At 45.2% G+C, this 23,719-nt stretch carries 23 protein-coding genes, 1 tRNA gene and 1 other RNA gene; 12 read left to right on the top strand and 13 right to left on the bottom strand.

The window, feature by feature from the left end:
- Positions 1-267: 267 nt before the first annotated feature.
- From SD70_RS20985 to SD70_RS20995, 3 genes are all read left to right on the top strand, one after another.
- A complete protein-coding gene (locus SD70_RS20985; protein WP_041049457.1) occupies positions 268-654 on the top strand; it encodes a hypothetical protein in 387 nt (128 codons plus the stop codon).
- A 102-nt stretch (positions 655-756) separates the two neighbouring features.
- A complete protein-coding gene (abc-f, locus tag SD70_RS20990; RefSeq protein ID WP_197081103.1) occupies positions 757-2,625 on the top strand; it encodes a ribosomal protection-like ABC-F family protein in 1,869 nt (622 codons plus the stop codon).
- A gap of 125 nt (positions 2,626-2,750) precedes the next feature.
- Positions 2,751-2,826 (top strand) — tRNA-Ala (locus SD70_RS20995).
- Positions 2,827-3,081: 255 nt separating this feature from the next.
- Here the strand turns inward: SD70_RS20995 and SD70_RS21000 are convergent.
- From SD70_RS21000 to SD70_RS21015, 3 genes are all read right to left on the bottom strand, one after another.
- Positions 3,082-4,209 (bottom strand): site-specific integrase, encoded by a 1,128-nt coding sequence (locus SD70_RS21000; protein ID WP_041049458.1) that lies wholly within the window; start codon positions 4,207-4,209, stop codon positions 3,082-3,084.
- A gap of 78 nt (positions 4,210-4,287) precedes the next feature.
- Positions 4,288-4,509: a hypothetical protein gene (locus SD70_RS21005; RefSeq protein WP_041049459.1), complete on the bottom strand. Its 222-nt coding sequence runs from the start codon at positions 4,507-4,509 to the stop codon at positions 4,288-4,290.
- Between the two features lie 211 nt (positions 4,510-4,720).
- On the bottom strand, positions 4,721-5,485 hold the full coding sequence (locus SD70_RS21015) for a helix-turn-helix domain-containing protein (RefSeq protein ID WP_041049460.1): 765 nt from the start codon (positions 5,483-5,485) through the stop codon (positions 4,721-4,723).
- A 173-nt stretch (positions 5,486-5,658) separates the two neighbouring features.
- On the opposite strand from SD70_RS21015, the gene SD70_RS21020 reads away from it, so the two are divergent.
- Positions 5,659-6,633: a phage/plasmid replication domain-containing protein gene (locus tag SD70_RS21020; protein ID WP_041049461.1), complete on the top strand. Its 975-nt coding sequence runs from the start codon at positions 5,659-5,661 to the stop codon at positions 6,631-6,633.
- Positions 6,634-7,047: 414 nt separating this feature from the next.
- On the opposite strand, the gene SD70_RS21025 is transcribed toward SD70_RS21020, so the two are convergent.
- The 9 genes from SD70_RS21025 to SD70_RS21060 all read right to left on the bottom strand — a co-directional run bounded on the left by SD70_RS21025 (position 7,048) and on the right by SD70_RS21060 (position 11,180).
- A complete protein-coding gene (locus SD70_RS21025) occupies positions 7,048-7,848 on the bottom strand; it encodes a hypothetical protein (RefSeq protein ID WP_041049462.1) in 801 nt (266 codons plus the stop codon).
- 34 nt (positions 7,849-7,882) lie between these two features.
- A complete protein-coding gene (locus tag SD70_RS36240; RefSeq protein WP_156158122.1) occupies positions 7,883-8,143 on the bottom strand; it encodes a hypothetical protein in 261 nt (86 codons plus the stop codon).
- A gap of 93 nt (positions 8,144-8,236) precedes the next feature.
- Positions 8,237-8,854, bottom strand: coding sequence for a RadC family protein (gene radC, locus SD70_RS21035; RefSeq protein WP_041049501.1), 618 nt, complete (start codon positions 8,852-8,854; stop codon positions 8,237-8,239).
- 110 nt (positions 8,855-8,964) lie between these two features.
- Entirely contained in the window at positions 8,965-9,150 is a 186-nt protein-coding gene (locus SD70_RS21040; RefSeq protein WP_041049464.1) for a hypothetical protein, read from the bottom strand.
- A gap of 60 nt (positions 9,151-9,210) precedes the next feature.
- Complete coding sequence (locus SD70_RS37095) at positions 9,211-9,387, bottom strand: hypothetical protein (RefSeq protein ID WP_197081104.1); 177 nt, start codon at positions 9,385-9,387, stop codon at positions 9,211-9,213.
- Positions 9,388-9,425: 38 nt separating this feature from the next.
- Complete coding sequence (locus tag SD70_RS21045) at positions 9,426-9,644, bottom strand: hypothetical protein (RefSeq protein ID WP_041049465.1); 219 nt, start codon at positions 9,642-9,644, stop codon at positions 9,426-9,428.
- A 129-nt stretch (positions 9,645-9,773) separates the two neighbouring features.
- Complete coding sequence (locus SD70_RS21050) at positions 9,774-10,268, bottom strand: antirestriction protein ArdA (protein WP_041049466.1); 495 nt, start codon at positions 10,266-10,268, stop codon at positions 9,774-9,776.
- A 39-nt stretch (positions 10,269-10,307) separates the two neighbouring features.
- Positions 10,308-10,511: a hypothetical protein gene (locus SD70_RS21055; protein ID WP_041049467.1), complete on the bottom strand. Its 204-nt coding sequence runs from the start codon at positions 10,509-10,511 to the stop codon at positions 10,308-10,310.
- 309 nt (positions 10,512-10,820) lie between these two features.
- Positions 10,821-11,180: a helix-turn-helix domain-containing protein gene (locus tag SD70_RS21060; protein WP_041049468.1), complete on the bottom strand. Its 360-nt coding sequence runs from the start codon at positions 11,178-11,180 to the stop codon at positions 10,821-10,823.
- A 312-nt stretch (positions 11,181-11,492) separates the two neighbouring features.
- Here SD70_RS21060 and SD70_RS33755 point away from each other — a divergent pair, with 312 nt between their 5' ends.
- From SD70_RS33755 to SD70_RS21090, 8 genes are all read left to right on the top strand, one after another.
- Positions 11,493-13,253 (top strand): S-layer homology domain-containing protein, encoded by a 1,761-nt coding sequence (locus SD70_RS33755; RefSeq protein ID WP_052487716.1) that lies wholly within the window; start codon positions 11,493-11,495, stop codon positions 13,251-13,253.
- Between the two features lie 85 nt (positions 13,254-13,338).
- Positions 13,339-13,533: a hypothetical protein gene (locus SD70_RS21070; protein WP_041049469.1), complete on the top strand. Its 195-nt coding sequence runs from the start codon at positions 13,339-13,341 to the stop codon at positions 13,531-13,533.
- 78 nt (positions 13,534-13,611) lie between these two features.
- Complete coding sequence (locus SD70_RS21075) at positions 13,612-14,253, top strand: ankyrin repeat domain-containing protein (RefSeq protein ID WP_269432501.1); 642 nt, start codon at positions 13,612-13,614, stop codon at positions 14,251-14,253.
- A 41-nt stretch (positions 14,254-14,294) separates the two neighbouring features.
- Complete coding sequence (locus tag SD70_RS33760; RefSeq protein ID WP_052487717.1) at positions 14,295-15,800, top strand: LCP family glycopolymer transferase; 1,506 nt, start codon at positions 14,295-14,297, stop codon at positions 15,798-15,800.
- A gap of 705 nt (positions 15,801-16,505) precedes the next feature.
- Positions 16,506-16,850, top strand: coding sequence for a UvrD-helicase domain-containing protein (locus SD70_RS39355; RefSeq protein ID WP_269432500.1), 345 nt, complete (start codon positions 16,506-16,508; stop codon positions 16,848-16,850).
- Positions 16,851-16,872: 22 nt separating this feature from the next.
- A complete protein-coding gene (locus SD70_RS39360) occupies positions 16,873-17,082 on the top strand; it encodes a hypothetical protein (RefSeq protein WP_240353600.1) in 210 nt (69 codons plus the stop codon).
- A 128-nt stretch (positions 17,083-17,210) separates the two neighbouring features.
- Positions 17,211-22,568, top strand: coding sequence for a DUF4011 domain-containing protein (locus SD70_RS21085; protein WP_231571375.1), 5,358 nt, complete (start codon positions 17,211-17,213; stop codon positions 22,566-22,568).
- 208 nt (positions 22,569-22,776) lie between these two features.
- A complete protein-coding gene (locus SD70_RS21090) occupies positions 22,777-23,037 on the top strand; it encodes a hypothetical protein (protein WP_041049471.1) in 261 nt (86 codons plus the stop codon).
- Between the two features lie 329 nt (positions 23,038-23,366).
- On the opposite strand, the gene ssrA is transcribed toward SD70_RS21090, so the two are convergent.
- Positions 23,367-23,710: a transfer-messenger RNA gene (gene ssrA / locus SD70_RS35170) on the bottom strand.
- Positions 23,711-23,719: the final 9 nt, after the last annotated feature.

Below are 23,719 nucleotides of genomic sequence, written 5' to 3' on the forward strand. Positions count from 1 at the left end.
GAGCGATTCGAAGCGCGGTCGCCCCTGCCCCGGTTAGCGGAAATTTGTTCCGTTATTGGTTTATTTCCCGGATATTTCCTGAAAATAGCGGAACGGGAGTACGTTATTTCCTCATTTTGGATGGGGGCCGTTCCGGTGCCGGGCCAATAACGGAACTGTGTTCCGTTAAGAGTGCTCTGGTGTCGCTTTATTCGTACCATAGCGGAACGGTGTTCCGTTAAGGTTGCCAAGGAAAGCCGCATTTCGACGTGTGCACCGGATGGAGTCATGTTTTGGCGTTTGGAAGTTCCTCCAACCCCCCCGCCGGTCGTCACGCAGTGCGAGATTGCAGCCGGTAGCCTGCCGCCCCTGGTGCTTGCCGCTTGCCCGGCAGAGGGCAAAACGTCACCCTGGCCCAATCAACAGCGCCTCGAAACAGCCGCCGGCTACCGGCGGATGCCCCAGTTGCGCGGCTTCGCGGCTTGTGGTATGTTTAAATTACATTGTTTTTTTGAGGAGGTGAAGGTAGGAATGAATCGCGAATGTGTGAATGACTTGCTCAGCCGGTTGCCGATCGCAATGGCTGGCATCGTGCATGCGAAAGCTGGCAACGCTACACGTCTGTCCATTTTTCCATATACGATTTCACCATTAGCGAAACGGTTCCTGCCTTGACTTCAAACGGAGCATGCAACTCCTTTTGATAGGCCGTAGGGAAGTTTCCCTGCGGCTTATTTTTGTTGTCGGGGCGGGAGCGCGGAAGGAGAATCCCTGACCATGACGATATTGAATTGCCAGCAAGTGCAAAAATATTATGGCGCCAATCTGGTGCTGGACAATGTGACGCTAGAAGTGAAACAAGGCGACCGGGCCGGACTGATCGGCCGCAACGGCTGCGGCAAGTCCACTTTGCTGCAGCTTATCGCCGGCTTGACGGCGCCGGACGGCGGTACCATCGCCCTGCAAAAAGGCACCCGCGTCGGCTACTTGGCGCAAATTCCTGCCGAATTCGAAGCGCTGACCGTGTACGACGTGCTGGCCCGAGGCTACCGCGATGCGATGCAGTGCCGGGAAGCGATGTCCGGGCTGGAGCAACGGATGGCCGTGACGGGTGCCCCGGACTTGGATGCGATTTTGCAGCAGTATGCAGAGCTGCAGGAGCGTTTTGAACGGGCCGGCGGCTACGAAATGGAAGCACGCATCGTGCAGGTGGCCGCCGGGCTGCGCATTCCGGAAGCGCAATTTCCGCGAACGTTCGGCACGCTGTCCGGAGGCGAGAAAACGAAAGTATGCCTGGCGTCGCTGCTGATCGAAAAACCGACGCTCCTGCTGCTCGACGAGCCTACCAACCATCTCGACGTCAACGGCATCGAATGGCTCGAGACGTATTTGAAAGGATACGACGGCACCTGCATTATCGTTTCCCACGACCGCTACTTCCTTGATCAGGTCGTAACGAAGGTAATCGAGCTGGAGGACGGCGAAGCGTTCCTGTACCGCACCGATTACACGGGGTACGTGAAGGAAAAGGAAGAGCGCCTGCTGCAGGAATTCGCCGCTTACCAGGAGCAGCAAAAAAAGATCAAGAAAATGCAGGAAACGATCAAGCAGCTCATGGAATGGGGACGGATCGGCGGCAATGAGAAGTTTTTCCGCCGGGCCGCTTCGATGCAAAAAGCGCTCGACCGGATGGAGAAGCTGAAGCGTCCTGTGCTGCAGCGCAAAACGGCCGAGTTCGAGGCGGAAGCAGCCGAGAGGTCGGGCCGCAAAGTGCTGGCGCTGCAGGCGGCCGTCAAACGGTTCGGCGACCGCACTGTGCTCGCCGGTGCCGATGCCCTGCTGCTGTACGGCGATCGGGTCGCTCTCGTTGGCGAGAACGGGGCCGGCAAGTCGACGCTAATGAAGCTGATCGTCGGCGAGCTAGCTCCGGATGAAGGAAGCGTCGAGCTGGGGGCCCGCGTTGACATCGGTTATTTGGATCAGCAGGATCGTCCGAATAGCAAGCAAACGGTGCTGGAGCTGTTTTGCCGGGAAGCCGAAGTGACGGAAGGCGAAGGCCGGCGGCTGCTGGCCGGGTATTTGTTTTACGGACCCGCCGTGTTCAAATCGGTCGGCTCCCTTTCCGGGGGCGAATGGACGCGGCTGCGGCTGGCGCTCCTTATGCGCCGCAAGCCGAACTTGCTGCTGCTCGACGAGCCGACCAACCATTTGGACATCGCCTCGCGGGAGGCGCTGGAAGAAGCGCTGGAGGAGTACACGGGGACGGTGCTCGCCATCTCCCACGACCGCTATTTCATCAACCGGATCGCCCGTTCCGTATGGGAGCTCCGGGACGGAACGATCACGCCGTTCGTCGGCCATTACGACGACTACCGGGCGAAAAGCGCCGAACTCCGTGCCGCAAGCCTGGCGGATCGCCCGGCACCCGTTGTCCCTTCGCAAGTTGCGAAGCCGCAGGCGGCTCCGGCGGACCGTCCGGTATCCGCAGCGGGCAAAGCCGCCGATTCGAAACGGAAGCAGCAGCTGGAACAAGCTATCAGGCAGCTGGAACAAGACATTGCCGACTGCTCTGCCCGGCTGGACGATCCCGCTCAAGCGGCGAATACAGCGCAGCTACGGAATGGTGGCAGCACCGGGAAACGATGAAGGCACAGCTGGACGCCATGTACGAACAGTGGCTGGAGCTTGCGGAGTAGGCCACAACAAAATACAGGGCGTTAGCTCAGCTGGGAGACCCCATCGCTGGCAGAGTTGGGGTCACAACAGAATACGGGGCATTAGCTCAGTTGGGAGAGCGTTGCACTGGCAGTGCAAAGGTCAGCGGTTCGAACCCGCTATGCTCCACCAAAACGCCTGAGAACCCTTGATACATAAGGGTTTTTTCTTTTTGTCTGTCAGGCTTCTGAGGCTATCGACGTGTGAGGAGATGACTTTCCGATTCTTGATGGCCGCTTCAGAGTTCGCTCATAAAGTGGCCGTGGTCACATCTGTGGTCACAAAACAATTTTATTGGTTGATGTGGTCACGATGGTCACAAACCCGCGAAAACGACAAAAAGTTTCGTTCCGCATGACACTTGCCATACTGTACAAAACTTTTTGGTCAAAGCATATTTTCTTTTCCGAACAACATGTCGCCATACTTCTGAGCGGTTTCTTTGTGGATGCTTGGCAATACATGACTGTAAGTATCGAGGGTAATTCTGATATCGGAGTGTCCTAGAATTTCCTTTACGATCTTGGGGTTTATCCCTTCCTTTAACATCAGCGTTGCAACCGTATGCCGGAGGTCATGAAACCTGATCTTCGGCACTTCAGCTTTTTTGATGATCGCATAAAAGCTTCTTAGAAGATTTCTCGGAATGACGGGCGTACCGTTGCTCGTACACACTACAAGATTCAAATCTTTATACAACGGCCCGCAAGCCAGCTTTTCTTTAGTAACAATCCGCTTATGTTTTTTCAACTCGGCAACCGTCTTATTGTTGAGGCTGATATTGCGTGTGCTGGTTTTTGTTTTGGTCTGTGCCGACAACTCCTTTCCGTCATGGCTTAACGTCTGTCTTACCGTCAACGTGCCATTTTCAAGGTCGATGTCTTTCCATGTCAACCCGAGGATTTCGCTTTGTCTCATTCCGGTGGTAAGTGCCAGCAGGAAGGCAATATACAAGCGATTATCGCGTGCGGCGTTCAAGAATGCCGATGTCTCCTGCAAGTCCCATACCATCATTTCCTTCTGCGATACTTTCGGCGTTTCGGCATCTCTAACCGGATTGAAGGATACGTATTTCCGTTTGACTGCCGCCTCGAATGAGCTTTTTAGCACTTTGTGAACGTCGAGGATGCTCCGTTCGGATAGCCCCTTTTCCGTTCTCAGCTTGATGTAGAATTTCTCAATCATGGCGGTGGTGATTTTAATGATCTCGTGATGCCCGAGTTCGGGAATTATGTGATGCTCGACCCGCTGGGTGTAGGCCTGCAAGGTGATTTTGCGAAGCTTGACCGACTTGCTCTGAAGCCATTCCTTCAAAAATTCCGCGAACAACATTTTGGACGGCTTGATATAGGTGTTATTGTCCAACTGCTGTTGCAACTTCCGCATTTCACGTTTGGCTTCCTTTTCGGTGCGGAAACCACGCCGCTTAATCTGCTTTCTTTTGCCATGCTCATCTTTCCCGGCGTCGATTACAAAATAAAAAGTTCCTCGTTTTTCATCTTTCTTTACACTCATGCAAATAACCTCCAGTATCCTTGAATATGAAATAAAAAAGGTGGGCTTCATCAGCACACCGGAACTCAGAAGCTCAATTTAACCACCCCCTTTCTTGGGATGCTTGATGAGGTATTCATAATCCTCGCGTGAGATAAGACCTAGATCGATGCATTCAATCAAGAAACATCTTTCTTCCCACTTGCACCTGCATTTTTTCTTCGGCTGAGTTACTGGTATTATCTTTTCCTCAGACTCAATGATCGGAGCCGCAAATTCAACCCACTTTTCGCCTTGTCTGACCCTTCCGGTACTAATCATTGGTTCGCCTCCATCATGATTGATTTGCTGAACCTTTCAGCCATGCCAGAAATACGGTCTTTGACACCATGATTCTCCGGCCCGCCCGGGCAACATGAAGCTCCCTGAGTTGACTAGCTCATACGCTTGGCGGCGGCCTATGCCCAAAATTGCTTGGATATCAGATACGCTAAGGACGGATGGGTAGTCCTTCAGTTTTTTCTTTTCCATGTTAATCATGCTCCTTATTTGTTATTTTGTTGACTGCGGCCCTCTCAAGAAGCTTACTCGTATACTCACGGCCTGCTTTCTCAAGTGTCATTAGAGTATCGTTGTACAGCTTTTGAGGAATCCAGACATATAGCTCCGGGTTATCCCTGAGTTCAATGTGTTGTAGTGCTTGGTAGGCGGGAGAAGGAGTTTTGTCGCTTGGACGATAGCCGGGATTGATAAACCGATCTATTTCATCCATTGCATGAATCATACTTGCAACAACGCTCTGTACGTGTGTCCGTTGATACAATTCCTTTGAATGACTATTAAAGATCATCCTTCTGTCGCCATTCGATGCTTCCAAATAAGCGACTACAACGAATGTATAGCTATCTTCATCGGCTGGATTCATTTTAGTTGCTGTTCCGAGATCTGAGTATCGATTTGCAATGACGGCAGGCTCGATTTTTTCATCAAAGGACAGCGGTTTAATAATGATCGTCTTAGGCTCTCCTTCGTAAAAGTCATCGAAGAAAACATCCATCGCAACATTGAAATCCTTGCTGATCGCACGAAGAATCTTTGAAGGTATGTCGTTTGCCTTATTCTCCAGATAGGTATAATTCGATTGCGATACACCAATCCGATTCGCCAAACTTTTGCCGCTATACTTGTTGCCGTATTCCTTTTGTAAAAATTCCCTTATGTATCTCACCCTCCCTCCCAAATCTAACGTCCTCAACTGAGCGTAATCCATCGAACTTAAAACCATTTCTTTGTTCACGGTTGTGTCCTCCTGATTCTTGGTATGGTTTTTATTATACTAAGGATATAACTAATATTCAATAGTCTATTTAATTTTTGATAGTTTTTGTGTATGTTAGGAATCAGAATTCGTCAAAACGTCTGTTATACGTGTGACAACTACGTCATGGATGACGCAACGGAGGTAATAAAATGTTCGATACAGTCTGGTTGAGTATTCCGTTTAAGTTGACGGACAGTGAAATGAAGCGAGTGTTTACCAAAACCAACAGTACGAAGCCAAATGTAGACTCGGGTACGACATATTTCCTGCCGCTTGTAGGCAAAGCAGAAGGCGATCCGCATCTTACATATGTGCATAATGATGAAACGGGCAGATCGTACTTGAAGGTTCAGGTTTCGATTCCCAAGTTTCTGCGGGGGAGTAACGTATACGAAATTAACGAGCAGGACATAAGGAATTTCTTTATTCTTCTGCGGAAAGTCCTATCGAAGAAACTCAAACTTCCATTAAACCGCATTCCCCGAATTGAGGATTGGACGGTCACTAAGCTGGATGTTTGCAAAAACTTTCATACGGGCAATCAAGTGCAACAATATCTCAGAGTGTTGGCCAGCGTGTATATACCCAAATATCAAACACACCCCATCCATGCGAAGGGGAGTGCTGATGTAGAGACAATATATTGGGAAGCGAGCCGCCGCCGATTGAAGTTTTATGACAAAGAAGCAGAAATGTTAAAGAGCAAGAAATCTAAGAAGAAGCATAGAAGGCAGGCCAAAGGAATATTGAGATTCGAGGTCACGCTATTGCGTACAGAACTTCGACGGTTAGGCATAAGAAAAGCAGAGGACATCCTTACATCGAGATTCGCATCGAAAATACTTCAAAAAGAATTGGCTAAGTTGGGTGTTACGAATCTTCGCCCGATATCCGGTTTGACTGCCGCAATAAATAAAATCAATAGGAGCAATTTAAGCAAACAGCAAAAAGCTTCGCTGATAGCATTTATATCGGAACAGTATTTCTGTGGAAAAGGTAGTCGCTCTGCGAGGACAATTCAAAGGAACAGAAGATTGCTAAAGCAGATTTTTGGCTCAAGCAATATAGTCATTTCCGAAGTGAGCCTTCCACCGTTAGAGGTTAGCAAGAATGATCAACAATGACGGCAATAATGTGGTTGGGCCGCGAGCGAAGCGAGCGGCCCTCTTTCCATCGCAAACATGGTGGTCACTTTACTTGCAGAGCCGACTGGCGGTAATGAGTCGCATTAGTCATCAAGGCCGAGCGAAGCGAGCTTTGTACCAGCCTTGATGACGGTGCCACAAGCAGACACTTTTGACTGCCCTTAGCGTCAGCTAAGGGACGCCTCACGGCGAGTGACGGGATTGCAAAGGGTGGTAATCCTTTGCGTTTCCCCCGATTGCTTTTGTCGGGGGACGGAAGGGGGCGATCTTTTTGTTTTGAGTATCGCTACTTTATCCCGGTACATCGCTATGTAGTAATGGGGGGCGGGCGGCGAGCGAATGCGAGCCGCCCAACTTCCCAATGCTGGCATGTCTGAAGATTTTCATGCAGAATCAATCGGCAAGCATTTCAAACCACAACTCTGCTTCCAGCCCGCCTAATGTTTGCAATACATCGGGAGGAACAGCGACCAAATATGCGTCATTCTCAACGGTGACGGGTGTTTTATAGGCGTGGAATGGCATCGCTACCGCAGACCGATGAATCCATCGGCGGCGGCCCGCAGAGACGATTAGTTCGGTGTCAGTAATTGCTATTCGCATCATCTGCTCTTCGGCACTTAAAACAAATCCGTGCGGGAACAGCAACCCTTTCTCGCTCACTATGAGGCTGATACAGGCGTTCTCACTAGCCGATAGACTATTCATACCATTCGGCCCACCACCCCCCTTAACGGTCGATTTCACGCCTTTATAGACGTTGGCGATCATCTCCGGTAGTCTACTAAGAAGGTTTACCATAGAACGGTACGGCATCCGCAACACCGCGTCCGTATTGATTAGCAATATTCTTCCTGCACGATCAAGCATCATGCTTGCAGAGCCAAATGATTTGAAGAAACGTACTCGCCATCCGCCGCCGCACAGATTTTCAATGAGCCGCCGTAAGAACTTCAACTTTCGTTGCACGCCGCCATCTGCAATGTCGTCAGCCAGCAAAGTTATTTCAAATCGTTTCTTATCAGCTTCAGTGAAGCACACAATGGTCTGTACAGTACCTGCGGGGGCATTGAGACGTGAATCTTCATCAATGTGTACGATGATAATAATTTGCGGATGAAGCCCGACAACGCTATCCGTATCTGCTTGTTGCACCGCCGCCGGTAAAAACTGCTGTTCGTCATTTTTGTTCATGTAGATCGTCCTCCAACGTGTGATTTGATGATGCTTAATGAAATGGATGAAGCCCATCGATAAACCGGGCGAGAATCGCTTTCTGAAGGCGTATATGACAATACCTCTGCATAACGTCGGCCTGAATCTCCGCCAACACTTGAATCAAAATGCGGGCCTCATGGTCATCATGCTTGCCGCGATATACATCAACCAGCAGTTTATCAATCAGCCGTCCGCACGAATCAATGCGATGATGCAGATCATCGGCGGCGACCACCAAACGCTCGTACTCTTCCAACCATTGTTTACGCATATCTGTTGCCTCACTTTCATTGTGAAATGAAAACAGCGGCCCGCTAAATATGAGAGCGAACCGCTGTTAAAAGTGCAGATTGTTGAAGATGAATTACACAAGGCCACGCTCTTTAAGACTGCAATAGCTATCTCCCGCAACTATAATCGAATCCAAAACATCAATCCCCATTAGTTCGCCACACTCTTTCAAGCGAACCGAAAGCTGTATATCCTCTGGCGAAGGCGTTGTATCACCACTCGGATGATTATGAGCAAAAATCAGGGAGGAAGCCGATAATTTGCAGGCCATTCTGAACAGTTCGCGGGGATGAATTATGGCACTATTAAGAGACCCAATTGCAATTGTTACCGGCGTATTGTTTATCAGCATGTTCTTAGTGTTCAAAAACAGGCAGACCCCATGTTCTTGTTGCAGATACCGCATCTCAGGAATCAAGATATCGGCGGCGTCCTTCGGAGAACGAATCACATATGGATTATTGCGGATAGGTGCGTTTAACTTTCGTGCAAGTTGCAGAGCGGCAATGATCTGTCGAGCCTTAACCTTTCCAATGCCCTTGATGGCGGTAAGTTCCTGCTCGGTTACATTCATCAACTCAATCAGCGACGGAAACCGGGAAAAGATTTCTTCAACAACATACGAGCCTGGCTTTTCGGCCAGTGCTTCGGCAAAAAGCGTTTTAATCGAAGACAATTCATATACATTCATGTATTTAACCTCCATAAAATGCAAAAGGAGAAGCCGCGGCGGCCTCTCCCATTGCGTGATGTAATTAAATCCGCTAAGATTAGTACAGGTCATTTTTCTTTGTCGCTCCGTTATAGACGGGCGGCTTTTTCTTTGCCCTCGATCTCTTCGATCTCCAGTTCAATAAGCACCAGTTTCGTCAGCACGCGGGCGTATTGAAATCCTTCCTCGGTATGCATCGGGGCATCTTTGTCCAGCGTGCGTTTCACCGACATCCAGAATTGTTTTTGCTTCTGAAGTGTTTGCAGACGATCCATGCGTATCACCTCCTTCGCAAGTAATAAAAAATCCGTCCATCGTTGCCCATCAAAGCAACATTAGACGGATACTTCGTGCTTCACGTAGTATGTGATCAAGACTTCAACTTGCCCGTTCTTCAGGGCAACGACAGCGTATTTGTTACTGTCGATCTGCACGCTGTATATAAAGCCCTTCAGTTCACAGTAGCCGAGATATTCCTTCTGGCTGTTGCGTTTGAACGCCTGATAATCCATCTTCGTTTCACCTCCTTGCCTTAGTCTGGAACCGACGGTCATTTTGCACCTGCATGTTTCCGGTGAGACTGGGGTTGACGGCTGAAATACTTTTCAAAGTATCGCCGCATGTAATAGGCCGCTGTCTCATCGTCCAACTCCCAACAGCGTCTGAACCATGCGTACAGCAATGTGCCCGCGATTCGCACACTGCCGTTGGCGACCAGCCGCTTTAATAACGTCTGCAACTCATCCGGTAAACCTCTGCGTACGACCATTTGCGTTCACCTCCCTTCCATGTTCCGGCACTCTCACAACCGGTGATTTTCACTGTCAAATGCCCACGACAAATAACCCGCTTTGATGCAAGCAGGCAAATCAACGATATTGAGTTAAATGTCAGGCTGTTAGGACTGCAACCGCACGGCAATCCGCAACTGACGGCTCAAATACCAACCGTCATGCTGTAAATCCCGGGCGATCTTGCCGTAATCCAGATATGGGATCACTGACGGCGGCACATGGCCGAACAATCCTTCTTCTACCATCTGCTCCGCAACGTCGGTCAAATCATCGATGTCGTAGTACACGATGAACTCCCCGGCCTGCAAGGCCTGAATCACCTCGTCACGATTGCCGAGAAATTCACACAGTGCCGCAACCAGCCTGCCGTCGTAACGGCTCAATATCTCCATATCGTTATTTATGGCAAACACATCCTCGTATTCGCCAATGGCAAAGGGAGATTCATAATCATGAATCGCGTATTCTTCATCTTTGCCAAGCACATCCCGGATGCATTGCTCCAGTTCATGCCGTTCTATTGGCAACGTGACCCAACGGCCAACCAGTTTCCCTTCGTTGTATTTCGCCAGATTGGCGATATACACGTTGATCAACATTCTGCATCTTCCTTTCTTACCATCAATTTCAGTTAATGTTCAGCGGCGGAGCAAAAGTTTGTCGTACTTCACATAGCACTCACTGCATACCACTCTGGATTCGGGCACGGAATAAACAAATGCATCAACAAAGATGTCCTCTCCCTCCTGCACATCCAAAACCTTTCCGCAGTCATCACAATTCACTTTGCCGCTGTCGAATGATTGGGTATTGACTGGACTTTGCTGATTGATCGCCGTCATTAAGGGTTTTTCCCAAAAAGGCAATTCTGATCAACGATAATCGCTTCCGAAACATGGTAGCACCTCCTTTCTTTGTGATTGGGCAAGCCTCTCACCTTGCCGCTGTGTCCTCGCTGTCAAAACGCTTATTATCGCCAGAAAAACAAAAAAGGACTGCTGTCTGCCAAATAAGCAGACAACAGTCCTATGCAACCGGGTGGGGCATGAAACGGCAGGCCCCCGCCTTCAATTATGCACGGGGGTGCCGCCGGAAAATGTGTATCATTTTTCCTCTATATAGGGCCGATTATTGCCGTGCAAACGATATTTTCAACGGTTCTTCCGATCAATGGTGTTTAGAAACTCACGGGCCACCGTCAGAACAAAGTCCACTTCTTCAATTTGACGCTCACTCAGTAAAGTGATCATGTCTTCGATCTTGTTTTGTATTTCGCCATTCCCAGAATGTTCCGTTATTTCATCTATATCCTCAAACAGTTGAGCGGGCTTCACACCCAATGCATTGATTATCTTGCCCAACGATTCCAGCGATATATTGCGGGTTCCACGTTCAACATCACTTATATAGCTGAAGCTAAGGCCGGATTGTTCCGCCAGACGTTCCTGCGTCATGCCTCTTAACTTTCGAATCTTGCGGATTTGTTCACCTACCATTTGCTTGAAATCCATTATGTATCACCTCTACTTCAGCTTAGTAGAGTGTGATTGCGACTTTTATCCTAACATAGTGACAGTAATACTACACTGATACGTGAAGTTTGTTGTATAATTGCCTTGGATACATCTGCCAAGATTCTACAATTTCTATCAAGGGGGGACATATATCAGCAACCGAAATGAGAGATGAATGTGAACCATGTTCGAAGGGACAAGGAGAAAAGATAGCCATGATGCCCATCCTACGCTACTATCCTATCCTTCAGTCCATTGATAATGTAGCTCTGTTTTTTCAGCAGATTTATAGCATACGGAGGAATGAAAATGGTACATAAGAAAATTGCATCTGCATTAATAGCACTTCTCATGATATTCACCCTGACCGGAACGATGTTTGCGGCTCCTGTTGAATACGGCGAAGAGCTTCAAAACATGCCGCAGAGTACGCCAACAGTATCGTTTACCGATTTGCCGAACACCCATTGGGCGTATAAATATATCGCTGAAATGGTAAACAAGAAAGTGCTTGAAGGTTATCCGGATCATAAGTTTCGCCCGGATAACACGATATCTCGTGCCGAATTTGCAACTATCATCGTCAAAGCGGCTGGTCTGCAAGCGAAAAAAGTCAACTATTCGTCGTTCAGCGACGTAAAGGTAACGGATTGGTACTCGCCTTGGATTGAGACAGCGAAAGACTACCTTACCGGTTACAGGGCGGCAAACGGTGAGTATATCTACAATCCGACAGCACCGGCGTTGAGGGAAGATATTACCATCGCCATCGTCAAACTGAAGGGGTACGATGTTGCACGTCTGGCCAATCGCTCCATCATCGAAGCAATGTTCAAGGATTACGAGGGCATTTCGGAAAGTGCGAAGGACTACGTTGCCATCGCTGTTGAGAACGGTCTTGTTTCTGGGTATCCCGATGAAACGTTCCGTCCGCAAAACAGCATCACCCGGGCCGAAGCCGCCGCGTTGCTGTGGCGGGCATTCATGTATGGCAACGACAACAAAGGCGTCGGAGGGGGCGACCAATCGACGACAACCCCAACAATACCTACACCGCCCGTAACTCAACCGGGACAAACAACACCAAGCCAGCCGCAACAACCGTCGCAGGCGGCGAAATTCAGCGTGGATACCCTTGTTGGCGGGATGGGGGCCGGTATTGTAGATGGGCCGGTCAGACAGGCAAAAATATCGTCAGTGAAGAGCATGACTCTTGATAGAGACGGAAACATTTTCTTTCTTGACAGTGCAGACAATAAAAATAAAGTCCGCAAATTTAATAAATCAAATGGTACAGTCGAAACCATCACAATAGACCGCTCATTCGACTGGGATTATAGAAAAGACGGTAAAGCAGTCCACTACGACTACACGAAATTAATCCCGAAAAAATTGGTATACAATCAAGCAAGCAATAAAGTCTATTTATTAGGGATGAACGATGCCAGTGAACTAATTTACGAAATCTACCCAACAGTACAAATGGCAGTATATAATCTGAATTCATATCGCTCGATATACAAATCCTATAACTTTTTTCAATTCTTAAATGACAAAACACTTGTATATGCAGAGACGGAAAGTGATCGTGGTGAATCTTTTGTTTATCAAGGGGAGACAGGTTCGGAAGCTACTCGGATTGCCGCGAGCAACGATCATACTGGAGTGAAGTTTTGGACTAATTTCTATGCGTCTTATTGGGATGAAGATAATAAATATGGCAAAGGTGACGCGGTACTAACAGATTCAGACTTTTATGTTTTTGACACTGGCAATAAGACTCTCAGTAAGATTCATCTATTCCCTCGAAAAGTAGAGTCCATCATCAAATTTGACAATATGAGCTTTGATAGTCTTACAGCTTATGAAGGGAAGTTTTATCTATCCAGCGGTACGACAATTTATGAGTTAACCACAGCTGGTAAGCTGAACATCTTCATCAACGGCAATGACCTGACCTACAACGACGGCAATCCGATCAAAAAAATCAGTCAATTGAGTTTTGACAGCAACGGTAACGTCATTATTTATGATGACGACAATAAAGCGATTCGTCGCATCAATTTGTAGTTTTCTAATCAATCTGTGGGAGCCGCTGTGCTCCCTCTATTTACATTAAGACTTCACTCCAAACATACGAAAGAAGGTACATTCAATGGCAACCTTGGCATTGCTGTTAAAAATCATCGGTGCTGTTTCGGAAGTTTCCGGCATTGTACATATCATTGCTTCGATTAGAAAGAAGAAGAGAACACAAATCGGAATCGGATTCATCATTTTGGTTGTTGGCGTAATTTTGCTTGTGATTGCGACTAACATCGAAGACAAGATGAGAGCCGGATACTACTAAGCATTGAAAGGAAGGTAACCAGTGAGGCTGTTTATAAAGATCATGTTCTCCTTGCTAGCGTGTTGTATTGCCGTCGTAATGATCATCAAGCTCATACCGAAGGAACGGTTATTGTTATCCGCAGTAAACGAACGAGACATGAACATGGTGGACTGGATGTTGAAACTCGGGGCCGATCCGAATGCACATACCGATTCTGCGTACACACCATTGAATCTTGCTGTCAGAAACGGCGACATAAACATGATAAGAAAACTTCTGGCCCATGGTGCCAGTCCGAATGAGCAAGCGAACTATGGAAGCGGGGAGAAGATACTCGTTGGCAATCTATCTATCGCCATAAATTACGTTGATGATCCGGTGCCGGTCATTCAATTATTGATTGAAGCGGGCATAAATGTTGCTAATGATCCATATGCACTGAAAGATGCAATCGAGAGGGGACAAATAAAAGCAGTCGAGTTATTGATTCGGCACGGGGCCGATATCAACGGCGGTCTTCAGTTCGCGATCATGTATGACAAACTCGACATTGTCAGATTGATGCTGGAGAGCGGTGCAGACCCAAATCAAGGAGTCATGCTGGCCAAAATGACGTATAACCAAGAGGCATTGCTCATGCTTGAAGAAGCCAGAGCAACCGTAACCTCTCCGCCGCGGGAACAAACACATCCAGAGGACTATACAACCGTTAACGGTGCCAAGATTCGGCTTCATTAACGAGAAAAGTTACCTCGAAGATTACGGCAAAGGAGTTAGACATGAACTGCACAAATTGCGGACATACACTACAGGACAATCAAAATTTTTGCGGGCAATGCAGGCAACGGATAGATGCCGGTAATAATACCAGCTATCATCGACCGCAGAACATCACTGAGACCCAAACGAGTGGTGTTTCCGAAGAAGAGCTTTCTTGGTTCATTGGCAAAAACGCCGATGTATACTTACAGAAATGGAGACGCAATAGCCGTTGGAACTGGCCTGCCTTTCTGTTTGATGCTTACTGGCTGATGTACCGAAAGATGTACCTTTACTGTGTCTTCTATCTCATCATTTGGTTTGTTTGGAGCAACGTGATTGTTGCCTCTGTTTTCAGCGAATGGAACCCGATCGAGAGCCCCGGCCTTCTCCAATTGGTGCTGGTTATCTGTTGCATCCCTAAACCGGTGCTGGGCATTTTTGCAAACAAGTTGTATCTATATCAAGCAAAAAGGAAAATCATCGCCATTGTCCGAGACCCAAATAAGCATGAGTCACGGGAAGCAGAGATCACAGCGTCAGGCGGAACGAATTTGGTATTGCCTATTGCCGTATTAACGATACCTTATTTACTGGCATTGCTTGCAGGTCTGTTTTTCTTTTTCAAATACTATCTGACGTTTAATGACGCTCTTGGGAAGGCAACGGTAACGACCAAGACGGCGGTGACAAATGAAAGCCAAGCACCAGCGGCTCAGACAACCGCTCCAGCAAAGTGGGAGAGTACGGACAGGATTAATATTCTGTTATTGGGCGGCGATTCCCGGAAGAAAGACGAGATTCATTCTGCGGACAGCTTGATGATCGTTTCTATCGACCCTGCAACGAAAAAAATGAAATTGCTCTCCATTCTCCGTGATACATATGTAAATATTCCGGGTTTTGGTGAGGAGCGTATCAGCAGGGCAATTACAATGGGTGGTTCCAGTTTGGCAATGAAATCAGCAGAAGAATTGACGGGTATTCCAATCCAATATTATTTGTACATGGATATGCAGAGCTTTATCAGATTGATTGACTCAATTGGCGGCATTGACCTAGAAGTAGAGAAAAATATGAACTATGTCGATTCCAATGAAGACTCAATGTACGAAATCCATTTGAAAAAGGGCTATCAGCACTTGGACGGAATACAGGCATTACAGTACGTTCGATTCCGGCATGATGCAATGAGCGATTTCGCCCGTACGGAACGGCAACGAAAGTTTGTGAAAGCTGTCGTCATAGAGTTGCTTACTAGAACGAAAGTTACGGAGCTTCCAAAACTAATACTTTTTTTCGAGCCGTATATCGAAACGAACATCAGCGACGATGATATGATAAAGCTGAGCAAGCTGGGCTTTGAGATCGACAGGGAAAGCATTGACAGCATTCAATTGCCGCCGATGGAACTCATACAAGAAAAATCAGTGAACGGAAATGCCGTACTTTACGTTGAACCTGAGCAGGTAAGGTCATACGTAAAAAGTATACTGAGCGATGATACCCGGGCTCAAAGCGATTAATATCAGTAGAGCAATATTATTGATATCGGCATCAAAACTATCTATATCAACAGAATCGGTATGCGGCGGAGGGGGCGAGCCTCTCCGCTTTATTAATGATGGCCGAAAGGCGGGATTTTGTCTCGGATTATGGATTGCATATTACCTTCTTTGCTTCGTGCTTTATTGCTTAAGGGCCGTTTGCTATTGGCGGGTTTCATAAGGAACGTGTGGTATGCCAGAACAAAAGGACGGATAAAATTACTTCGATCTTGCTATTAGTGTTCTAACTCTACGTGCCGATTCAAATCGAATTCGGCTTTTTTATGTAGATGTTCGTTACAATTCGTCACTATTGACGATATATAGAATATTGATCACCCTACTGTAAGCATTCACCGATTGAAATGTCGGCGTAGGACTAATATCCATAAGGATTTCAGCTTGTGCCAAGTGGTACTGAGCCAAAAAATTGCGATTTTGGCGTCTTTACTCCCAATAGGGGTAACAAAACCTAATTGAGTTCAACATATTGATCAAGATCAGGAAGAAAGGCCCAATTCCTTGTGATAGAATTAAGAAGAATCTGTCGTTTAAGAGATGGCAAGAAAGTATTATTCAGAATCATTGCCAATCCCACTAATCAACGGGCCGTCCATGATATGATCACTCGGTTGAGAAAAGAACGCAACGCACGAGCTTCACGAGTTAAATGAAGGTGATGGTTTGAGTAGCCGGACTTTTTTCAAAACTCCGCTTGGAGCGGGAAGTCATACGATCCCTATTGCCCAAACCGCAAAGACTGAAACAAGCAAAGACCTGATACCCAATACTGATAAAGATGCCTTTTTCTTTCGATCATTGGAGAAGCAGGGAATCTATTTGAATGAACCGCAAATACATGCTGTACGTCATTTCAAAGGGCCATTGCTTACACTTGCAGGAGCGGGTTCGGGCAAGACTTCAGTTCTGGTATGCCGGACAGGCTATCTGATCGCAGTTCGTAACATCAATCCGAAAAACATATTGCTGGTCATGTTTTCCAAAAAAAGCGGCAGAGGAAATGCGTGACCGAATCGCACATTTACCTGGGATGGATGAAAATATTGCGGCAACCATTCAAGCCCGCACGTTTCACTCTTTTTTGCTTAAAATCATTCGAAAACATGTTGTAACACAAGTCATCTTGAGCGAAACCCGTTACCAGCATATCCTGCTGAAGCGTATGAAAAGGACTTGGAGGACGCTTATCAACCAGAATCGTTACTGTCCCTTATCTTGTTGTTGTTTAGCTTTTTCATAGAGTTTGTTGAGATTTGGCAATTTGCGACTGGTCGAAAGAAGGAGATCTTTGTCAATTGTTGAACTTAATAATAATTTAGTTAGCTTTTTACATACATATGATTTAGTCCTAATGGCTGAGGTGTTATTATGGCTGCAATTGATGTCCGCATAGATAAATGGAAGAAGCGTCTTCTTGATTTGGGCAAGAAAAACAGACTCATCAACTATCGAGAAACCAAACGTTCCAACATCAAGATAGTAGCCCCTGATCTCGCTGAATTGTTTAGACTGCTCGTCGTTAATGAAACAGCTTTAGAATTCCCATTCCCATTTGAAGATTTTGATGACGATGAAGACGAAGTTAGTGAACCATATACTTCAACTGGCGATTTACAAACCAATCAAACCATCAAAGAGCAACAGAAAACATTAAGAAATCTTAGAAACAAAGCAAAGACAGCACTTGAAGAGCAAGGTGTCAACATCCTATATCTTTCATTTGGTTTCTTGAGGTGGAAGGAGAACCAAGACTCTGATCAGATCATCACCTCCCCCATCGTACTTGTTCCGGTATCACTTACACTAGAGTCCATTACCTCGCCCTTCGTCCTACGTCTACATGAAGACGAGGTCGTGGTTAACCCAACATTAAAATATAAAATGGAACATGAATTCGGAATTACATTACCTGAATTCGATGCACACGAAGATAGCATTACCGAGTATCTCAACAACCTCAATAAATCTGTTAATAAAAACAAATGGGAAGTTGCTTTTGAGACTGGATTAAGCCTGCTCTCTTTTTTGAAAATAAATATGTACGAAGACCTGGATAAGAACCAGGATAAGATAAAGGCACACCCGGTACTTCTAGGATTGGCTGGAGACAGAAGCCAAATCAAAACACTGCCTGCAGAATTCAATCAGTATGATCACGACAGGAAGACTCGGGCTATTGATACATTTCAAGTCGTTGATGCAGATTCTAGCCAGCAAGACGCCATTCTTTACTCCAAGAAAGGTGTCAGTTTTGTGCTGCAAGGGCCCCCTGGTACTGGAAAAAGCCAGACCATTACAAACATAATCGCTGAGAGTCTTGCTGAGGGAAAACGAGTGCTATTCGTTTCGGAGAAGATGGCAGCACTTGAGGTTGTACACAAACGATTGACGCAAGCAGGCTTATCTGATTTTTGCCTCACCCTACATAGCCATAGAGCTAATAAGAAGGAAGTCCTAAACGATCTTGGAAATACATTGGCTCTTAGTAGATTTAAAGTTCATGATGAGGCAGTCTCCCAACTAGAATTACTTGAAAAGCAAAGGGAAAAATTGAACCGTTATATTACTGAACTTCACACTCCCATCCAGCCTCTCAATCTAACACTATACAGTGTTAATGGGAAATTAGCTAAGTTATACGAAACTCCAGATGTCATTTTCTCCATTGACAATGTGGGCGAAACGACACCGGAGAAGTTGAATAGATATATTTACCTTTTGAATGAACTCTCCAAAACCATCGGAAAAATGACGGAGGACTACGCACTCAACCCATGGAGAAACTGCATAGTCCCCAATGTTTCGCACGAACTTCGGCATGACATTGAAACAAACTTAAGGAAGTTGGCCCCCGCTTTCCACGTACTTGTAGAGAATTTTAATAAAGTTAATAATAACTTCGAACTGAACAGGGATTTGACCCTGGCTGCAACAGAGGATATCCTTGAGATTTTCGATATCTCGGAGAAATCACCAGGAATTCCGATTCATTGGATAACTACTGAAGATATTACTCCGCTTATTCAGCAAGCGGAGAAATATCTTGCAATGAAAAAGGAATATGAAGATTACCAGTCCGAGTTAGGCAAAATTTATGATAACGATTACTTCAATCTGCAAGCTGAAAATACAAAATCACTACTCTTATCAAGGGTTACAACAGTTAGGCCTATATTAAATGAGGATAGTTTTCCAAGTGACAATGATATTTTGAGGTTCGCAAAATCGATCATTAATGAACTGACTTCCATTTGCGGAAAAATAGAAGCTGCTTCAGCCGCGGCAGAAAGTATTTTTGAAACATTAAAAATTCCTTATAAAAGATCGATCATGGGTTTAGAAGCACTTCATACATTATTGAGCTTCATTCTTCTAAATCCAAGACCTACTGAGGCATGGTTTGACCCTGGTAAATATAATGCTATTAAGAAGTTGTCAGAAGAAGCAAAGAATAAGTACGATCAGATCAATAATCTCACAACATCCATAAGCAGCCGCTTCGATAAAGAGATCTTTGACATTGATTATTCATCTATGCTGAAACGATTCAAGATTGAATACACTACTTGGTTCAAGGTTTTTAAAAGGAGCTACAGAACAGATAAAAAACAAATTCGTGTTTTAATGAAAGATAATTCTCAGAAGTTCGATGATCAAACCATTATCTCTGTCTTAAACGAATTAAAAGAAATCGCTGATATTCATTCTTGGCTAAATGAAAATGAAAAGATACTTACTCAATTATTGGGAAGCCATTATCTTGGGAAAATGACTGATTGGGGGCTCTTGGATCAATCGTTCAAACAATTCTCAAGCATTCTCAACTGTTTCTCAGGTGAGCCTATTCCTGTTAGCGTTAAAAACTTTCTCGTTGATGGAGAAGCGAATTATCAGGACATTAAAACACGACATGAGAAGCTTGGTATCATAAAAGACCCTGATCTGGTTCTTACTCTTCAAAGGATACTGCCATCTACATCCGATTATAAGAATTTGGATGTATCAGTACTTCTTGAAATGGTTACCGGTGTAATGAATTCACTTCAAGTACTGGATGGATTGTTTACAGAAGTGACTAAGCATAGTCATAAAGAACTTTCATATGACGAAGTTATAGATGATCTCTCCAAGTTGGAAATTATTCAGATTATTGATCGCACAATCAATAAGGAGAGCGATAACCTAAAAGAAAACTTCCAGAGTTTCTTCAACGGTAGTATCCAAACTGATTGGGGCTCCATCTTAGGATCATTATCTTGGGCCGGAGATTTTAAGAAGTTACATGAGAAGTATTTATTGCCACAGAACTTTATTGCTCGCATTTGTTCTGATTCCTCATATGTTGCAGAGGTCTCTTCTTACAAGAAGATTCTTAAGGATAGCTTGAATCATATACAGAAAGAATGGCGATGGTTTGCAAACCTCTTTGACAATGTAGAGGAGTTACAACGAACAGACTTAACCTCCATCTTATTAAAGATCAGCAAATGTCTGAACAACATATCATCTCTGGAAGAATGGATTGATTTCCGTAGCATCAGGGATGAGTGTAAGAAAGAAGGATTGTCGGAGTATGTCCAGAAAGTAGAAGAACTCAAGATCGACAAAGATCTGATAGTCGGTACATTCCTTAAGCGTTTCTATCGACTGTGGGTAGACTCTGTAATCTCAAAGTTTCCTGCAGTTAATTCTTTCCGTAGCCGCAGCCACGATGAGATCATACGGGAATTTAATCGCCTCGATATAACTCAACTTTCCTTGGCAAGAACAAGGATAAAAGAACGTCTTGTCTCAAGGTTGCCAGATTTGAACATGGCGACAATGGCTATGGATGAGATTGGAATATTAAAGCGTGAACTAGGCAAACAACGCAAAATACTTCCACTACGGAAACTATTCAAGGCGATACCCAATTTATTACTTACTCTAAAACCATGTTTGATGATGTCTCCCCTTTCCGTAAGCTTATTTCTCGATGCAGAGAACTATAACTTTGATGTGGTAATCTTCGACGAGGCATCACAGGTTTGTACTGAAGATGCAATAGGAGCAATTATGAGGGGGAAGCAAGTCATTATTGCCGGAGACAATAAACAGCTGCCACCAACCAACTTCTTTGCCGCGAATACTTCAGATGGAGACTTTGATGGCGATGGAGCAGACGATGAAGAATTTGACGATACCGACGCATTTGAGTCTATTCTTGATGAATCACTTACTGTTCTGCCGGAGCGAACACTAAGATGGCATTATAGGAGTCGCCATGAACACCTGATTGCTTTCTCAAACGCCAAAATTTACAATCATAATTTAATCACATTTCCTTCTCACATTGATAAAGTACCTGACCACGGAGTCGAGTATATTTATGTTGAGAATGGAGTTTATGATCGTGGCGGTAAGAAATGTAACGTAAAAGAGGCAACACGTGTGGCTGAATTGGTTTATGAGCATTTCCGCAACTACCCTGAAAGATCCCTAGGAGTTGTCACTTTTAGTGAAGCCCAACAACAGGCCGTTGAAACAGCAATCCGTCAATTGCGTCTTCAAAATCAGGAATTTGAAAAATTCTTCAATGAAGATAAAGAAGAAGCGTTTTTCATAAAAAACCTTGAGAACGTGCAGGGGGATGAACGCGATACCATTATCTTCAGCATTGGTTATGCAAAGGATTCAAATGGCATTATGTATATGAACTTCGGGCCTTTAAGCAGATCCGGCGGCTATCGTCGGTTGAATGTTGCAATAACTCGAGCTAAATATAATGTTAAACTTGTTGGATCGATCCGGCCAACAGATATTAAATTGGAGAGCACAAATGCTGAAGGTGTAAAGATGTTACGATCTTATATAGAATTTGCAATGAATGGGCCCGATGCAATTCTTAATGAGCTGACATATTCCGATTCGGTTAACGTTGACTCTCCATTTGAAGAGTCTGTGTATGACTTCTTAGTAAAGAATGGATTTATGGTTGCTACTCAAGTTGGTTGCTCCGGATATCGAATCGATCTTGCCGTTAAACATCCTACGTTAAGTGGCAGGTTCGTCCTTGGAATAGAATGTGATGGAGCTACATACCACTCTGCTAGAACGGCTAGAGAACGTGACAGGTTGCGTCAGACCATCTTGGAGGACATTGGTTGGAAAATCTATCGTATATGGTCAACTGACTGGATTAAAGATCCTATTACAGAAGGTCGTAAATTACTGGATGCTGTCAACAAGGCCATAAGCGAGTACAAGGAAAGCAATGTTAATTCTGGATCAATGCATAAGTTTCAAAGCGAGCTCTTACAGCAAACGATTGGTATCGAGATTATAGAGAACCCCACGGATCTTGGTGAACATACTTACGATAACCCTTATTCCTTTGACTACTATGAAGAAGCTAATGTCTATGAGGTTAAACGTTATTCCGATGATACGACTTATCTTAAGAACGTGATTAAGTATGTTGTCGAAAAGGAATACCCAATCCATTTTGAATTGCTGTGCAAAAGAGTTGCCGGGCTGTTTGGCAATCAAAAGGTAACAGTAAAAGTGAGAGATTCAGTTAACTATGTAATCAGTAAATACCTTACCGATAAGTTGATGAGAAAGGGTGATTTCCTTTGGATTAAGGGAGCTGAAAACATAAAAGCCAGGGTTCCGCTTTCAAATGACGTTGGAGTAAGATCAATCATATTTCCAAAGAAGAGATCGCTGAGGCGATGCTACAAATAGTTAGTAAAAGTTTTGGAATCACTACAAACGACCTTTATTCAGTTACAGCTCGGGTATTCGGATTCAGCAGAACCGGCGGCAATATTAGCAATGCAATGCAACAAGCTTGCGATTATCTCGTTGAATCAGGGGTTGTTAAAAATCTTAATGGAAAGATCGTTCTTTAGTCGTTAATTTTTTCTAACCACAATTACTAGGAGGATTTATTTTGGAGCAATTAATTGAAGTTCTACAAGAAATTAGGGACGGAATTTACTCAATCAATTCAAACATTGAGGACTTAAAAGTATCTGTTGAGGAACTCAAGGGACAAGGTCTTTATAATTCAATATCAGATGTATACGATAAGTTGGAATCATTAGCAAGTGATATCAAAGGCAATGGCCTATATGATAGTCTTAGTGATGTTTGTAATAAATTGGATGAGATCTCTACTATACTAAATTCGATAGATACTAATACGATGTGAGATTATAAATATTGTTTGGAACCATTTTTACAAAATCACGTAAACTAATCGAACAATTTTCAACCGTTAAACAATCATGCTGAACCTTTTAAAAATGAAAACCCAGTTTGACCAAGACGCGTTCTAACGGAACGGTTGAAGGAGCGAGCCCGTCTATTGGATGACATTAAAACTGGTATACAGTGTGGCACCGCCCCGTACACCATCAGAGATATTTCTTATTCAGAGTCAGAAAAGGCAAAAATCCAATAACTACGCGGGTTTTCTAACCGCCACGTATACCGAAAACGCAGAAAAGAGACCTAACACGGTCTCTTTTCTGATAGGTATGGTGGAGGCGAGGGGATTTGAACCCCTGTCCGAAAACATCGCCACACAAGCTTCTACGGGTGTAGTGACAGTTTTGATGTCACCCTCGGAACTCCCCGTCACCGGATTCCCTTCGGGTCAGCCTGATCGTCTTCTTCCGTTAGCCACAGGCGGAGGCTAGGCGGCGTATCCCACTAGGTTTAAGCCCCAATCCCGGCACATGGGCGATGCGAGGCAGGAGCACGCCTGCAGGTTATTAAGCTGCTAAAGCGTAAGAAGGTTGTTGTTTGCCATTTAAATTTGGCATTCGCGTTTTTAAGTGGCGATGATTCTTTAATTTACATTGACAAATACTCATATTCGCTATATGGAT

The organism is Gordoniibacillus kamchatkensis (assembly GCF_000829455.1).
Classification (GTDB): Bacteria; Bacillota; Bacilli; order Paenibacillales; family NBRC-103111; genus Gordoniibacillus; species Gordoniibacillus kamchatkensis.

Bases quoted from the DNA above. Each gene is read 5' to 3' on its own strand.
- SD70_RS20985 (WP_041049457.1), top strand. From the start codon at position 268: ATGTTTTGGCGTTTGGAAGTTCCTCCAACCCCCCCGCCGGTCGTCACG.
- abc-f (WP_197081103.1), top strand. From the start codon at position 757: ATGACGATATTGAATTGCCAGCAAGTGCAAAAATATTATGGCGCCAAT.
- SD70_RS21000 (WP_041049458.1), bottom strand. From the start codon at position 4,209: ATGAGTGTAAAGAAAGATGAAAAACGAGGAACTTTTTATTTTGTAATC.
- SD70_RS21005 (WP_041049459.1), bottom strand. From the start codon at position 4,509: ATGATTAGTACCGGAAGGGTCAGACAAGGCGAAAAGTGGGTTGAATTT.
- SD70_RS21020 (WP_041049461.1), top strand. From the start codon at position 5,659: ATGTTCGATACAGTCTGGTTGAGTATTCCGTTTAAGTTGACGGACAGT.
- SD70_RS21025 (WP_041049462.1), bottom strand. From the start codon at position 7,848: ATGAACAAAAATGACGAACAGCAGTTTTTACCGGCGGCGGTGCAACAA.
- SD70_RS36240 (WP_156158122.1), bottom strand. From the start codon at position 8,143: ATGCGTAAACAATGGTTGGAAGAGTACGAGCGTTTGGTGGTCGCCGCC.
- radC (WP_041049501.1), bottom strand. From the start codon at position 8,854: ATGAATGTATATGAATTGTCTTCGATTAAAACGCTTTTTGCCGAAGCA.
- SD70_RS21040 (WP_041049464.1), bottom strand. From the start codon at position 9,150: ATGGATCGTCTGCAAACACTTCAGAAGCAAAAACAATTCTGGATGTCG.
- SD70_RS37095 (WP_197081104.1), bottom strand. From the start codon at position 9,387: ATGGATTATCAGGCGTTCAAACGCAACAGCCAGAAGGAATATCTCGGC.
- SD70_RS21045 (WP_041049465.1), bottom strand. From the start codon at position 9,644: ATGGTCGTACGCAGAGGTTTACCGGATGAGTTGCAGACGTTATTAAAG.
- SD70_RS21050 (WP_041049466.1), bottom strand. From the start codon at position 10,268: ATGTTGATCAACGTGTATATCGCCAATCTGGCGAAATACAACGAAGGG.
- SD70_RS21055 (WP_041049467.1), bottom strand. From the start codon at position 10,511: ATGACGGCGATCAATCAGCAAAGTCCAGTCAATACCCAATCATTCGAC.
- SD70_RS21060 (WP_041049468.1), bottom strand. From the start codon at position 11,180: ATGGATTTCAAGCAAATGGTAGGTGAACAAATCCGCAAGATTCGAAAG.
- SD70_RS33755 (WP_052487716.1), top strand. From the start codon at position 11,493: ATGGTACATAAGAAAATTGCATCTGCATTAATAGCACTTCTCATGATA.
- SD70_RS21070 (WP_041049469.1), top strand. From the start codon at position 13,339: ATGGCAACCTTGGCATTGCTGTTAAAAATCATCGGTGCTGTTTCGGAA.
- SD70_RS21075 (WP_269432501.1), top strand. From the start codon at position 13,612: ATGATCATCAAGCTCATACCGAAGGAACGGTTATTGTTATCCGCAGTA.
- SD70_RS33760 (WP_052487717.1), top strand. From the start codon at position 14,295: ATGAACTGCACAAATTGCGGACATACACTACAGGACAATCAAAATTTT.
- SD70_RS39360 (WP_240353600.1), top strand. From the start codon at position 16,873: ATGGATGAAAATATTGCGGCAACCATTCAAGCCCGCACGTTTCACTCT.
- SD70_RS21085 (WP_231571375.1), top strand. From the start codon at position 17,211: ATGGCTGCAATTGATGTCCGCATAGATAAATGGAAGAAGCGTCTTCTT.